Genomic DNA, 14,171 nt, shown 5'->3' with positions numbered 1-14,171 from the left:
ATAAAATAAAGCAAAGGAAAACCCAGCCCGCTATTACTAGCAGGCTGGGTGTAATATTTAAGTGCTGTGATTTAGCAGCGCTTTTAGTTTGCCCGGTTTAATAGGCTTACTTAGGTAATGAATATTAGCCGCTTTAGTTTCTAGTTTAAGCTCTTCATCGCGCACCGCTGTTATTAAGATAGCAGGGACTTGGTGTTGCCAAATATCTCTCAGGGTTTTTATAAGTGTTATGCCGTCGCAATCATTACCTAACTGGTAATCCATTAAAATCACATCGGGTGCGCTGTGCTCATTAGCGTGCGCAAGCACCTGTTCAACGTTATCAAATAAGGTGTAATTGGCTTGCCATTTGTTGAGTAAGCTTGCCATGGCAGCTAGATTGGCAGGATCGTCGTCAACGGCAACAATATTAATGGCGGCGCGGTTTTCCATTACACTATTAGCAATACTTTTATGCTGTACAAATTTTGCATCACCATAAGGTACTTCAATACTAAAGCGGCTGCCTTTATTAGGCACTGAGCATACATCAAGCGGTAAGCTGAGTAAGTCAGCCATTCTTTTTACTACTCCTAAACCTAAGCCTATGCCTTTATTGTCGCCAGCCTCAACCCGGTAAAAGTCATTAAAAATTTTAGCTTGCTCTGCTTCACTGATCCCTTGTCCTGTATCCCATACTTCTATGCGCAGGCTATGTTTACGGTTTCTACAGGCAATTAAAACTTTACCGCTTTGTGTGTACTTAATTGCATTAGAGAGCAGGTTTTGGATAATGCGTCGTAAATAAGTAATATCGCTGTGCACTATTTGTTGGTTAGAAAGCACTTTGAACGATAACCCTTTTACACTGAGTAAAATACTCGACTCGCTTTTAAGCGGTTGCAAAATATCGTCAATACAAAAGTGGCGTGGTGTAGGCGCCATTGCGCCTTGTTCTAACTTGGCTATTTCGAGCAGAGCCGACATTAAATGCACGGTAGAGTCTAGGCTGTCTCCTAGTTTATCAAGATTATTTTGATTAGTGCTATTGAGCTGCTTTTCGTCAATGGCGGCAAGGTATAAGCGCGCGGCATTTAATGGCTGTAAAATATCGTGGCTCGCCAGTGCTAAAAAGCGGGTTTTACTGTCGTTGGCTTTTTCAGCCTCACGTTTAGCTAAAGTTAGCGCCTGCTCAGTTTGAACTCGGCTATCTATTTGCGCTTGAAGGTCTTTATTAATGGTTTGTACTTCTTGAGTACGCGCCTCAATGCGGTTTTCTAAATCGATATTAATTTCTTCCAGCGCATTTTGAGTATTAATATGTGTTGTTATGTCTGAAAAGCTGGTAACAAAGCCGCCATCAGGCAAAGGGTTACCTATCATTTCGTACACTTGGCCGTTGCGGCGGTGGCGAATAAAATGATGCGAGGTGCCATTTTTTAAATGACGAACCCGCTTATCTACATGGCGTTCTATTTCGCCTGGACCACATTCACCACGCTCTGCGTTATAACGTATTATGTCTTCTACCGGTTGGCTCACTTCTAAAAAGCCTTCAGGGTAATTAAACATTTCGCTATAGCGTTTATTCCAAGCAACAAGTTTTAAATCTTTGTCGACCACAGAAAGACCATGGCTTAAGTTTTCAAGCGAGGTAAACAATAAGTTTTGGTTAAATTGCAGTGCTTGGGTGGTTTCATCAAAAAAGTTAACCACTTCTTCAAATGCCATGCGCTTACCAGACGATACAGTGTGCACTAATGCCTGAGCCGACGATGCACCAAGCACACCGGTTAACGCACGTTCGCAATAAGCAATAAACTCAGGTTTGGGGTGCGCGTTGTTGTCACTTAAATGATGGGCTAGGGCATAATTGGCTAATACTTGCTGGCTGCGCTGAATACCTAAAAAGGTCTGTAGCAGTATTTTAAAGTCGTATACTGTGGCTTTAACATCTTTATTTAAACGCTTTGATAAAATAGTCTGATCTTTTGGGTTAACAAATGCAGCAGCCTGAATTTTATCAATTAATCGCTCCTCAGCCCCTAACGAAAAGCTAATATAACAACCTATGTTAGCAAATAACGCAATCAGCGTGCCGCGGGTCATAAGGGTTTGTTGTAGCTCGTTATTTAGCGTGTTGCCAGCATCTAAAATAGGCAGCATTAAAAACAGCACCCAGCATATAAAGCCTGCAAGTAAGCCCGCATAAACGCCATAAGCATGGCCTTTTCGCCAATATAAACCACCTACAATAGCGGGTAATAATTGGGTTACTAACGAAAATGCCACCAAGCCCATGCTTGCTAATGCACTTCCGTGACCAAACCAATGCTGATAAAAATAAGCCAAGGTTAAAATACCGGCAATAGCAAAGCGTCGTACTAATAGTATTCTCGATCTATAGCTGGTGGTTATTAAGTTGCGTTTAAATTTGCGACGCAGTATTAGGGGCAGTACTACATCGTTTGAAATCATAGTACTTAAAGTGAGTGTTGCTACCACTATCATAGCAGTGGCAGCCGACAAGCCACCAATAAAAACGAAGGTGGTTAAAAAGGCATTATAGTGCAGCATTGGCAGGGCTAAAACAAAGCTGTCGGGTGAAAAGCTACGGCCTATTTCTGGGTGAATAGCGGCAGTTGCTATTGGAAAAATCATTGCAGCGGTAAGTAATAAGTACAGTGGAAACGCCCAGCGCGCGGTAAATAAATGACGCTTGTCTTGATTGTCGACCACGGTTACATGAAACTGACGCGGTAGGCAAATAATAGCCGCCGCAGCCATTAATGACTGGCCAATAAAGTTAAAACTAAAAAAGTCAAAGTCGGCCCAGTGTGTCCACAAAGGCTCGTCTACTTGATTAGCATAAGACTCAGGTAAGTTAAATAAAGAATACACAGCCAGCCCAGCCACCGCCATGAGTGCAATTAATTTTATGAGAGATTCAAACGCTACAGCAAGCATTAGCCCTGAGCGATATTCAGTGACATCAACTTTTCGAGTGCCAAAAAATATCGCAAATAACGCCATAATTAAAGTTGCCGACAGGGCGACTATATCTCCAGATATTTTATTACTTGTTTGCAGCAGTAAAAAGCTCGAACTGAGCGCTTTTAATTGCAGCGCAATATACGGAATAGTCGCTAGTAGCGCGATTAAAGTCACCATAATAGCGGTGGTTTGGCGCTTGCCATAACGGGCAGAAATAAAGTCGGCAATGGTAGTAATATTTTGCTTTTTACTCACTAAAACTAATTTACGTAAAAAGCCTTGGCCGAAAAAAAATAATAATGCGGGGCCTAGTAATATTGGCAAAAAACTCCAACTGCTTGTGGCTGCAGTTCCTACCGAGCCGTAGTAGGTCCAAGATGTACAATAAATACCCAGTGAAAATGCATACACAAAAGGGTGGTGACTAATACGCTTAGCCAAAGGCGTGGTTTTATCGCCCCAACTTGCGAGCCAAAACAGCACCCCTATATAGCTCAAAGCAACAAAAATTAGTACGGCAGTCATGTATTTATTAAACCTTTTTGAATATGCACTCAACTAGCATGGACTATACACAATACCAGAGCTTGAATTAAGTGTGGGTGCGATATTTATTTTTAAGTTTAAGTTGTTGTTTTTAAATACTATTTATAAACATTAAATTATAGCAATACAGTATAAGACTAATGTCGCATGCAATCTAAATTCTTGCAAAATATTAACAAACATTCTCTAATTAATTTTTTAAATAACTGAAAAATAATGATTTTTAATTTTAATATCTGCTAAATGCTGATTTTTTACTTAAAGGTTAACAGGCTGTTACGACTATGGTCGCAATTCAATATTTGCATTGCGTTGCTAAATTGGTAGATGAAAAATAAACCACTCATTACTTTTTAGTGATGCTTAAAGGGGAAAATAAAAATGGCTTTTAAAGATGAAGAACAAGCAAAAGCTTATTGGGCGGAAAATATTTCACTGTTATTTAAATTATTAGCAGTGTGGTTTGTCGTGTCATTTGGTTTTGGCATATTACTGGTTGATGTACTTAATGAAGTACGTTTTTTTGGGTTTAAACTTGGCTTCTGGTTCTCCCAGCAAGGTTCAATTTATACCTTTGTGGCTTTGATTTTTGTGTACGTAGTCAAAATGAATACGTTAGATAAAAAATATGGCGTAGACGAATAGGAGCTAAGCAATGGATGTTCAAACACTCACGTTTTTAATTGTTGGTTTAAGCTTCGCGCTTTATATCGGCATTGCAATTTGGGCCCGAGCGGGTTCAACTAAAGAGTTTTATGTAGCGGGCGGCGGCGTACCTCCTTTAGCTAATGGTATGGCAACCGCTGCCGATTGGATGAGCGCGGCGTCGTTTATTTCAATGGCGGGTATTATTTCGTTTGCGGGTTACGACGGCGGCGTTTACTTAATGGGGTGGACAGGTGGTTATGTATTACTTGCCATGTGTTTAGCGCCTTACTTACGTAAATTCGGCAAGTTTACTGTGCCAGACTTTATTGGCGACCGTTACTACTCACGTACCGCACGTTTAGTGGCAATTGTATGTGCCATATTCATTTGTTTTACCTACATTGCAGGGCAAATGCGTGGTGTAGGCGTGGTTTTTTCTCGCTTTTTAGAAGTAGAAATTGAAACCGGTGTATACATAGGTATGGTTATTGTATTCTTTTATGCTGTTTTAGGTGGTATGAAAGGTATTACTTATACGCAGGTTGCACAGTATTGTGTGCTGGTATTTGCTTACTTAGTACCGGCCATTTTTATCTCTATGATGATGACAGGTCACTTCCTGCCACAAACTGGTTTTGGTGCCACACTAATTGGCGGAGAAGGTGCTTATGTGCTTGATAAGCTAGATGGCATAAGTTCGCAATTGGGCTTTTCTCAGTATACCGAAGGCTCTAAGAGCATGATTGATGTATTTGCTATTACCGGTGCATTAATGGTGGGTACTGCAGGTTTACCACATGTAATTGTTCGCTTTTTCACTGTACCTCGCGTTAAAGATACGCGTATATCAGCGGCATGGACCTTAGTGTTTATTGCTATTGTTTATACTACAGCACCAGCAGTTGCTGCATTTGCTCGCGTAAACATGGTTGATACAATTAACGGTAAAGATGGTAGCGGTACTGAGTATGCACAAGCACCAACGTGGATCAAAAACTGGGAACGTACCGGCTTAATTACCTTTAATGATAAAAATGGTGATGGCAAAATGTTTTACACTTCAGGCAGCATTGACGATCCAAACAGTGCTAATGAAGTAGATGTTGACCGCGATATTATGGTACTTGCTAATCCTGAAATTGCTAACTTACCAGCATGGGTTATTGCCCTAGTTGCTGCCGGTGGTATTGCAGCAGCATTATCAACAACCGCAGGTTTACTGTTAGTTATTTCTACCTCCGTATCGCACGATTTACTCAAGCGAACCCTTAAGCCCAATATTAGCGATAAGCAAGAATTACTCGCAGCGAGGTTAGCTGCCATGGTCGCTATTGTTATATCCGCCTACTTTGGGATTAACCCGCCAGGGTTTGTGGCATCGGTGGTCGCATTTGCCTTCGGCTTAGCGGCAGCGAGTTTCTTCCCAGCTATTATTATGGGTATATTCTCTAAAGCAATGAACAGAGAAGGCGCAATTGCTGGCATGGTAACGGGTATTAGTTTTACCGCCGGTTATATTATTTACTTTAAGTTTGTTAGCCCAGAGCTTAATAGTGCCGAGCATTGGTTTTTAGGTATTTCGCCTGAAGGTATTGGCTTAGTAGGTATGATAATTAACTTTGCAGTTGCTGCAATAGTACTTAAATTTACTAAACCGACACCACTGGAAATTCAGCAGTTGGTTGAAGGTATTCGTAATCCTAAAGGGTCTAGTGAAGCTCACGATCACTAAATCTATTTGCTTAACAGGCAATAAAAGTACCAAAAGCCCGACTTAAGTCGGGCTTTTTATTTGTTTAATAAATGATTACATTAAACCTTATATAAATCACTTAACGAGCGTAACTATGAGTGCAGAGCAGCAAGATATAACCCAATTTGTAACTATGCAGGCCCCGTTTAGCATGCTTGAGGCGAGTGCTTGCAGTTATTTTGTAAAGCACCTTGATATTGCTTACCTCAACCGTGAAAACCAAGCACAATGGCTGCAAAGTGAGCATCCTAAGTTATTTTTAATTCGCTCAGGCTTATACGATTTAGTGGATAGTAAAGGCGATATAGTTACGCGTTTAGCACAAGGTGATTATTTTGGTTTTCCATCGTTATTAACCGGTGAGGCGATGCAAAACAGGTTGGAAGTACAAAAAGAGGGCATAGTGTATATGCTGCCTCAGGAGCCGTTTGATTATTTGCGCCGTGAATATAAACCGTTTGAGCAATATTTTGTTCGCGCTCATGCAAACCGCTTACTCTCATCACATTATAAAAGTAAAACTGAAAGCTGGTCGGAGAGAAAAATATCGGAATTAATGACCCGAAAAGCCATTACTTTAACGCCAGATTCGAGTATTCGCCACGCGGCAAAACAAATGCAAGAGTATGGTGTGTCATCTATTATGATCACCCAAGATGCGCACTTAGTTGGGGTAGTAACCGACCGCGACTTACGTAATCGGGTACTGGCAGATGAAGTTGATCCACAGCAAAGCGTAAGCAGCATAATGACAGCAAAACCCAAGTTTATTTTTGAAAATAACCGGGTTTTTTCAGCGCTGCACCTAATGCTTAAACATAATATTCATCATATTCCAGTACTTGACGAAAACCACAAACCTTTGGGAATGATCACCAGTACCGATTTATTACGCCAGCAAAAAAGCGACCCGGTACAACTTATAGGTCGTATTTATAAAGCGCGCGCTATTGTCGATTTAAAACGCTACGCCAAAGAGATCCCAGAGTTGCTGCGCGGCTTTTCGTATAATATTGACGACATATCGCTAATTGGCAAATTACTCAGTGGCCTAACCGATGCACTCACCTCGCGGCTAATTTATTTGTATCAACAAGAACATGGAGTAGCACCAAGTAGTTTTAGTTTTATTTGTTTTGGCTCGCAAGCCCGTGAAGAACAAACCCTACATTCAGATCAAGATAATGGCTTATTATTACCCGATGGTTTAAATGACGATGAGTTAGCCTACTTTAAAGGCATGGGGGAATATGTTTGCGAAAACTTAGTAGAGTGCGGCATTAGACGTTGCCCTGGCAATATAATGGCCAGTAGCGAGTTGTGCCGAATGAGTATTAGTGACTGGCGCGAGCGCTTTTTTAAATGGATAAGCAGCCCAACCCCTCAAGCCATGCTCAACTGTAAAATATTTTTTGATTTACGCTTTATCGAAGGCTCACACACACTTTATAGTAAGTTTTATGAGCAACTTACGCACATGTCACGCAACGAATTATTTTACGCCGCCATGGCCAACGACATTGACTCAAACAGCGTGCCTATAGGCTTGTTTAATAATTTTAAAACCGAAAAAACAGAAAAAAACTATAAATATATCGACTTAAAAAAACGTGGCGTAGTAATAATTAACGACATAGTGCGTTTATATGCATTAAGAGCGGGGATTCGCCGTGCCAATACCCAAGAGCGTTTAGACGCATTGTTAAAACACACTTTACTCAGCAAAGAAGATATTTATAACCTAAAAGATTGCTGGCGTTTTTTAACCCAGCTGCGATTAAGCACGCAAATAAATCAAGAAGGGCTGCCCAGTAATTGTATTAACCCCGACCAATTAAACTCTTTAGAGCGCCACCAACTAAAAGAAGCATTTTATCTGGTAAAACAAGCGCAGCAAGCCGCTGTGTTTAAATTTGCCCGTGGTAGCTTATAGCATGGCTGCTTATAAAAAAGCGGCGCACAAAGCGAGTAATAAACATTATGGTTAAGCGCTTAATTACCCGTTATTTTAAAAGGCGACAGCTACTGGCACATGCTGCTTTAAAGCAGCGCTACCTAGTGATTGACTTAGAGCTAACTGGGCTTGACGCCAAGCAGCACGAAATAGTGTCGCTAGCTTGGGTGGTTATAGAAAATCAATGTATAAAAATGAGTCAGTCGCAGCATTTAATTAATAAAGAGGTTAAAAACTTGGCACAAAGCCCAGTTTATCACGGCATTAATAATGATAATGTAGCTGCAGGGCAAAGTTTACATAGTATTTTAGAGCACCTTAGTGAGCACTTTAATGACTGTATTTTAGTGTTTCATAATGCCATGCTCGACTGGGGTTTTTTAAAACCAGCGCTTAAAAATGCCAATATTACTACGCGGCCAAAACTAATACTCTGCACCTTACAAATAGAAAAAAAGCGCCTGCAACATCAAGGCGTCGAAATAAAGCAAGATGATTTAACGTTAAACGAATGTCGTAATCGCTACGAACTGCCTAGTTATCATTGTCATCACGCACTTACCGACGCACAAGCCACAGCAGAGTTATTTTTGGCGCAGTGCCATCAAATAAGTAGTGGCAGAGGATTAAAAGTGAGGGAGCTTGTTTAGTTGCTAGCTTTATTTGCTACGATTTAAATCACTACTTTATGCACTCTTAACCTCTTTAATAAATAGTGTTTATGCATTTTAAACACCGTACTTGGCTTTTATTTTTATCTGAAAGCTAAGGCTACCATCTGAAAATTAAGCGCTAAATCAAGCTATTTTTGACCTTAGCTTGAAATTATTTTACACTTTCGTAACCTTATACATATTCTATTAGTATGTTTGTGAGCTTATAAGCTATTCACATCACCCCAAACAATTGAGTTTTTATGCTAACAAAAATATTAAATTCATTACGTGTAGGCGCTTTAAGCCTTATGGCAATTTTAACCTTATCGGTGCATGCTCAAAGTGCTTTGCCAGAGACAGGTTTGACCGTTGGTGTAGCGGGGGATGCTCCCTTTGTTATACACAATCCCCAAAATAATTCACTAGAGGGGATTTCACTTACAATTTGGGAAAATATAGCCGATAAAAAAAATTGGGAATACCAATATAAATATTTTACTACGGTTGATGAGGCACTTACCGCTTTGCAGCAAGGCGAAGTTGATTTACTTGCTGGGCCGATTAGTATTACCTCGGAGCGAGTGGAAAAGTTTCTGTTTTCTCAGCCTTATTACCAATCGAGTCTTACTATTGCCTCGCGCGATGAAAATGCCAGTATTTGGGGTAAAATAAAACCCTTTTTTAGCATGCAATTACTAATTGCTGTTGCCATATTTTTATCTTTACTAGCCATTGTTGGGCTGCTCTTTTGGCTTGCTGAGCGCAAACATTCTCCAGAGCAGTTTCCTGCAGATCCAAAAAGAGGGATAGCTAACGGTATGTGGCTAGCCATAGTGACTATGAGTACAACAGGTTATGGCGACATGGCACCGGTGAGCTTAAAAGGCCGAGTTGTAGCTGGTTGTTGGATGATTATTTCATTAATTTTTGCTACATCAATGATTGCAGGTATTGCCAGTACTCTTACCGTATCAAGCTTTAGCAGTTCTACTATTACACAAGTTGAACAATTTCCAGGTAAAAAAATTGCAGCATCAGCAGGCTCGCCAGCTATAGGCTTTATTGAAGAACATCAAGGCCAAAAAGTATTGGTAAATAACCTAAGCCAAGCCATGGAAAGACTAAAAGATAAAAGTGTTGATGGCGTTGTTTTTGACCGTCCACAATTGTTGTTTTATAAAAATAAACATAAAGCAGAGAATATTCATATTCCAAGTGCGGAGTATTATAAGCAAGGTTACGGCTTCGCATTTAGAGCCGACAGTAAACTAGTTAACGACGTTAACTTAGTTTTATTAAGGCTTGCAGAAGATCAAAAAATTGAACAAATAATGGCAGAGTATTTAGGTGATAAATAACTGTTATATAAGCCTTAGGGGCTACCCTTAAGGCAATAATTAATTATTATTTACTTTATCATCAATAATTTAAATTATTGGGTGCCAGTTTTATTTTGTAGTTACATTTGTTTTGAAAATGCCTAGAGATTAGAGAGTAATTAAGATTAGATAATCAAGAAGTAAAATAAAAGCACGGCACTATAATGCCGTACTTTTAGTTATTATTAGAAAAAAGAAGCCATTGCGTAGGCTGTTTTTTCAAACATAAGTGGCTGGGCCTCCTCAAGTTCTAAATTTGCTTTATTAGCCGTGGTGACCACACGGGTTCGGTATTCTTTTTGATCAGTTGCTTCTGAGTAAGTTTGAGTTGTTGCGCCATCGTCAGATATTTTAGTATTGGTCTTTGAATCACGACGCACTATTACGCCACTACGAGCTCGCTCTTTTATTTGAATATCGGCCACCAAAAGATAGGTTACGTCTTTAACAAACGCATTTGTGGCAGTTGAAACTAAGCCACCAATTATGCCACCGGCTGCGGCCCCGCGATATCCACTACCAGATGCAAATGCTACTGCAGAACCTGCAGCAACGCCTTCGTAACCCCTGCTTAAATAGTTTTCAGCTGCTGTAGGAGAGGCCTTTTCTAAGTTACGTACAAAAACACTCATACTGTATTGCGCATCACTAGGGCTATCGACAATTTGATAGCCATTACCACTACTCTCTATTTGAGTGATCAGGGATTGTCTAAACACATTACGATCAAATTCCATTACTGCAGATCGAACCTCCATATAAATTTTTCTCTGTTGTGATGGAACAGGATCAACAAAGATAGAAGTGCTGAGCTTGGTTTGTACATCCAAATCTTTTTTAGCTATTGAGGTATGAATTGCTCCACAACCCGAAATAAAAAGCGTAAAAACAGCAAACAGTACAATATATATTTGATGCATTATCATAGTAATTTCCTTCTAATTTGAATTTATGGATCAGACAGATTAACTAAAATCATTACTCTAATAATACCGGCCGTGATAACGGTAGTAGTAACGACAATTACGATACTGAGTCCAGTTATATCTGAGTAGATCTCGACAGGTATAGCCGTTACGCCAATAAGTGCCTTTGTATTCTTCAGGTTTAATATTTTTCTCTAGCATACTTTTTATATAAGCATCGACCTCTTCAGGCTTTTCAGCCAAAAAGGGTCTAGACATAACCTCAGCATTCAATTGTGCTTGCATGCGTGCCAATTCATTTTTTTCTGATTTGGTTTGCTGTGCGTTGGTATTAAATGCGCATATAGCAATAAAAATGGCTAGAAACTGATGTAAAACTAACCTGTTGGAGAGTGAAACATGACTACTGTTCATAACCTTGCTCCTTAAAGTGTTGCTTAAGCGAATGTGCGTAGCAGTAATTATATAATAGTCAACATTGTTCAAAAAACAACCAGAGTGGCAGGGGGACATTTTTTACTTATGCGCAGTAGATACTAAATGGATAAGTATCCAGCTGTAGCGTCAAAATATGCAGTTAAAGTTTTTTATATTAAAATAAAATAGCGATTGAAAAATTAATAATGCTATATTTAACAGTAGCTTAAATCTATAGGGTTTTGCTGGTTGGTTACTAACGGCGACTAGCTTTGTTTATAGTAGCGTTATTGCTAGCGTGAAAATGGCAGGCGTTGTTTTGCTCTGGGAGCAATTTATTAAGCAAAGTTCTGACAACGAATGGCCGCGAGTTACATATTTAACTTATCATTTATTTAAAGTTTCTAATCGCTCCCTCTTATAATAAAGCTCAAGGTCGATTACAATACCGCCATCTAAAAGGCACATTGCCTTTATCTGCACGCAAAAAGAGTGGATTTTATATTTCATGGCAATCAAACTTGCAATTAATGGTTTTGGTCGTATTGGTCGAAATATTGTCCGCGCGTTATACGAATCAGGTTTGAGCAACGAGATAAAAATTGTTGCGATTAACGAACTTGCTGACCCTGAAGCTATTGCTCATTTATTAAAATACGACACCTCTCATGGTCGTTTCTCTTTTCCTGTAAAGCTTGGTGAGGACACCATTAGCGTAGCAGGCGATGCTATTGCTCTTTTCTGTGAGCCAAATCCGGCGGAATTACCTTGGAAAACCTTAGGTGTAGACGTAGTACTTGAATGTACTGGGGTTTATCACTCGCGCGAACATGCACAGCTACATTTAACCGCAGGCGCTAAAAAAGTGTTGTTTTCGCATCCTGCTGATAACGATGTTGATGCCACTATTGTTTATGGTATTAACGACGATGAGCTAAAACCAGAGCACACTATCGTCTCTAATGGTTCGTGTACTACTAACTGTGTAGTGCCGGTTATTAAAGTGTTAGATGATGCATTTGGTATTGAATCGGGTGCTATTACCACAATACATGCCTCGATGAACGATCAGCCGGTAATTGATGCCTACCACCACGATTTACGCCGTACACGCGCAGCCAGCCAATCTATTATTCCAGTTGATACAAAACTAGCCCGCGGTATAGACCGTATTTTACCTAAATTTAAAGGCCGCTTTGAAGCCATTGCTGTACGCGTGCCTACTATTAACGTAACGGCTATGGATTTAAGTGTAACGGTTAATACCGATGTAGATTTAAATGCAGTAAATAACGCGCTTAAAGCACAAGCTAAAGATCGCCTTGAAGGCATTTTAAGTTACACCGCAGAGCCACTAGTATCGATTGATTTTAATCATGATCCACATTCTTGTATTATAGATGGTACCCAAACACGAGTTAGTCATAAACGACTGATAAAGTTACTAGTTTGGTGCGATAACGAGTGGGGTTTTGCTAATCGAATGCTCGACACTGCGCGTGCAATGGTCGCGTTAGAAAAAATAACTAATATAAAATAACCGCCTTTTATTGGGTTTAGTATCGTTAACTAAGGAGATGTTCATGTCGGTCATAAAAATGGCAGATTTAGATTTAAACGGCAAGCGTGTATTAATTCGTGAAGATTTAAATGTACCCGTTAAAGCAGGTAAAGTGACGTCAGATGCGCGTATTCGTGCGGCGCTACCAACAATTAAGTTAGCCCTTGAAAAAGGCGCAAAAGTAATGGTTATGTCACACCTTGGCCGCCCTACGGAAGGGGAATATGACGAAGAGTTTTCTCTTGCTCCTGTCGTTAATTACTTAAACGATGCCCTAGAGCAAACAGTACGTTTAGAAAAAGACTACCTAAACGGTGTTGAACTTGCTGATAACGAAGTGGTGGTATTTGAGAACGTACGCTTTAACAAAGGCGAAAAAAATAACGACGAAGCGCTATCTAAACAACTTGCAGCATTATGTGATGTTTACGTAATGGATGCATTTGGTACGGCGCATCGCGCACAAGCCTCTACCCATGGCGTAGGTTTATTTGCAGATGTTGCGTGTGCAGGGCCATTATTATCGGCAGAGCTTGAAGCTCTTGGCAAAGCACTTGATAACCCAGCTCGCCCATTAGTGGCGATTGTGGGTGGTTCAAAAGTGTCTACTAAATTAACAGTGCTTGATTCACTATCAAAAATTGTTGATCAGCTAGTAACCGGTGGCGGTATTGCTAATACCTTTATTGCGGCGGCGGGTTATCCTGTTGGTAAATCGCTTTACGAAGCTGATTTAATGGATGAAGCGAATCGCTTATGCGCAGCGGCTGTTGCTAACAATGGTGAAATTCCAGTACCGACTGATGTTGTTGTAGGTAATGAGTTTTCAGACTCAGCAGTAGCAACACTTAAAGATGTAAGTGAAGTTACCAGCGACGATATGATTTTTGATATTGGCCCAGATACAGCAAACAAGCTGGCAAAAATAATTGCTAATGCAGGTACTGTAGTATGGAATGGCCCTGTTGGCGTGTTTGAGTTTGACCAATTTGGTAACGGTACTCGTGCTATTGCCCAAGCTATTGCTAATTCAAATGCGTTTTCGATTGCAGGCGGTGGCGACACCTTAGCGGCAATTGATAAGTACGGCATTAGCGATAAAATATCGTATATTTCTACTGGTGGTGGTGCGTTTTTAGAGTTTTTAGAAGGCAAAAAGCTACCAGCAGTTGAGATGCTAGAATCGCGCGCTAAGTAATTTATTTTATTTAGGCGTAAGCGGATGGAGGTTACTTCATCCGCAATAATTAATTATTAAATACCTCTCACCCTAATTTAATAATTAATTTTACGCGTTAGTTACTGTTTATCAGTACTAATTCGTGGCGCAGTGATTGCGCCAAACTAACACATCCGTT

At 40.1% G+C, this 14,171-nt stretch carries 10 protein-coding genes; 7 read left to right on the top strand and 3 right to left on the bottom strand.

The genetic code is table 11. From position 1 onward, the window contains the following. Positions 1-57: 57 nt before the first annotated feature. Complete coding sequence (locus AAEZ22_RS03105; RefSeq protein ID WP_352296108.1) at positions 58-3,498, bottom strand: PAS domain-containing hybrid sensor histidine kinase/response regulator; 3,441 nt, start codon at positions 3,496-3,498, stop codon at positions 58-60. A gap of 402 nt (positions 3,499-3,900) precedes the next feature. Between AAEZ22_RS03105 and AAEZ22_RS03100 the strand changes: the two genes are divergently transcribed. The 5 genes from AAEZ22_RS03100 to AAEZ22_RS03080 all read left to right on the top strand — a co-directional run bounded on the left by AAEZ22_RS03100 (position 3,901) and on the right by AAEZ22_RS03080 (position 9,888). After that, on the top strand, positions 3,901-4,164 hold the full coding sequence (locus tag AAEZ22_RS03100; protein WP_011327286.1) for a DUF4212 domain-containing protein: 264 nt from the start codon (positions 3,901-3,903) through the stop codon (positions 4,162-4,164). Between the two features lie 10 nt (positions 4,165-4,174). After that, positions 4,175-5,899 carry a sodium:solute symporter family protein gene (locus AAEZ22_RS03095; RefSeq protein ID WP_306287499.1) on the top strand — a complete coding sequence of 575 codons (1,725 nt, stop codon included), beginning with the start codon at positions 4,175-4,177 and terminating at the stop codon, positions 5,897-5,899. Between the two features lie 115 nt (positions 5,900-6,014). After that, positions 6,015-7,853, top strand: coding sequence for a putative nucleotidyltransferase substrate binding domain-containing protein (locus tag AAEZ22_RS03090; RefSeq protein ID WP_089367795.1), 1,839 nt, complete (start codon positions 6,015-6,017; stop codon positions 7,851-7,853). A gap of 47 nt (positions 7,854-7,900) precedes the next feature. Next, positions 7,901-8,524: a 3'-5' exonuclease gene (locus tag AAEZ22_RS03085; protein WP_011327289.1), complete on the top strand. Its 624-nt coding sequence runs from the start codon at positions 7,901-7,903 to the stop codon at positions 8,522-8,524. A 266-nt stretch (positions 8,525-8,790) separates the two neighbouring features. Then, positions 8,791-9,888 (top strand): transporter substrate-binding domain-containing protein, encoded by a 1,098-nt coding sequence (locus tag AAEZ22_RS03080; RefSeq protein ID WP_115121833.1) that lies wholly within the window; start codon positions 8,791-8,793, stop codon positions 9,886-9,888. Between the two features lie 206 nt (positions 9,889-10,094). Here AAEZ22_RS03080 and AAEZ22_RS03075 read toward each other — a convergent pair whose 3' ends face one another. Further along, complete coding sequence (locus tag AAEZ22_RS03075) at positions 10,095-10,835, bottom strand: complement resistance protein TraT (protein ID WP_011327291.1); 741 nt, start codon at positions 10,833-10,835, stop codon at positions 10,095-10,097. 57 nt (positions 10,836-10,892) lie between these two features. Beyond that, complete coding sequence (locus AAEZ22_RS03070) at positions 10,893-11,249, bottom strand: hypothetical protein (RefSeq protein ID WP_011327292.1); 357 nt, start codon at positions 11,247-11,249, stop codon at positions 10,893-10,895. A gap of 511 nt (positions 11,250-11,760) precedes the next feature. On the opposite strand from AAEZ22_RS03070, the gene epd reads away from it, so the two are divergent. Together epd and AAEZ22_RS03060 are read left to right on the top strand one after the other, a co-directional pair. Then, entirely contained in the window at positions 11,761-12,792 is a 1,032-nt protein-coding gene (gene epd, locus AAEZ22_RS03065) for an erythrose-4-phosphate dehydrogenase (protein WP_089367797.1), read from the top strand. Positions 12,793-12,835: 43 nt separating this feature from the next. After that, positions 12,836-14,011 carry a phosphoglycerate kinase gene (locus tag AAEZ22_RS03060; protein WP_011327294.1) on the top strand — a complete coding sequence of 392 codons (1,176 nt, stop codon included), beginning with the start codon at positions 12,836-12,838 and terminating at the stop codon, positions 14,009-14,011. The last annotated feature ends 160 nt before the right edge of the window (positions 14,012-14,171 follow it).

This window comes from Pseudoalteromonas sp. 20-MNA-CIBAN-0454 (assembly GCF_040308685.1).
GTDB lineage: Bacteria > Pseudomonadota > Gammaproteobacteria > Enterobacterales > Alteromonadaceae > Pseudoalteromonas > Pseudoalteromonas nigrifaciens.
This window is presented reverse-complemented; position numbering and strand designations above follow the sequence as displayed.

Bases quoted from the DNA above. Each gene is read 5' to 3' on its own strand.
- AAEZ22_RS03070 (WP_011327292.1), bottom strand. From the start codon at position 11,249: ATGAACAGTAGTCATGTTTCACTCTCCAACAGGTTAGTTTTACATCAG.
- AAEZ22_RS03075 (WP_011327291.1), bottom strand. From the start codon at position 10,835: ATGATAATGCATCAAATATATATTGTACTGTTTGCTGTTTTTACGCTT.
- AAEZ22_RS03105 (WP_352296108.1), bottom strand. From the start codon at position 3,498: ATGACTGCCGTACTAATTTTTGTTGCTTTGAGCTATATAGGGGTGCTG.
- AAEZ22_RS03100 (WP_011327286.1), top strand. From the start codon at position 3,901: ATGGCTTTTAAAGATGAAGAACAAGCAAAAGCTTATTGGGCGGAAAAT.
- AAEZ22_RS03095 (WP_306287499.1), top strand. From the start codon at position 4,175: ATGGATGTTCAAACACTCACGTTTTTAATTGTTGGTTTAAGCTTCGCG.
- AAEZ22_RS03085 (WP_011327289.1), top strand. From the start codon at position 7,901: ATGGTTAAGCGCTTAATTACCCGTTATTTTAAAAGGCGACAGCTACTG.
- AAEZ22_RS03080 (WP_115121833.1), top strand. From the start codon at position 8,791: ATGCTAACAAAAATATTAAATTCATTACGTGTAGGCGCTTTAAGCCTT.
- AAEZ22_RS03060 (WP_011327294.1), top strand. From the start codon at position 12,836: ATGTCGGTCATAAAAATGGCAGATTTAGATTTAAACGGCAAGCGTGTA.
- epd (WP_089367797.1), top strand. From the start codon at position 11,761: ATGGCAATCAAACTTGCAATTAATGGTTTTGGTCGTATTGGTCGAAAT.
- AAEZ22_RS03090 (WP_089367795.1), top strand. From the start codon at position 6,015: ATGAGTGCAGAGCAGCAAGATATAACCCAATTTGTAACTATGCAGGCC.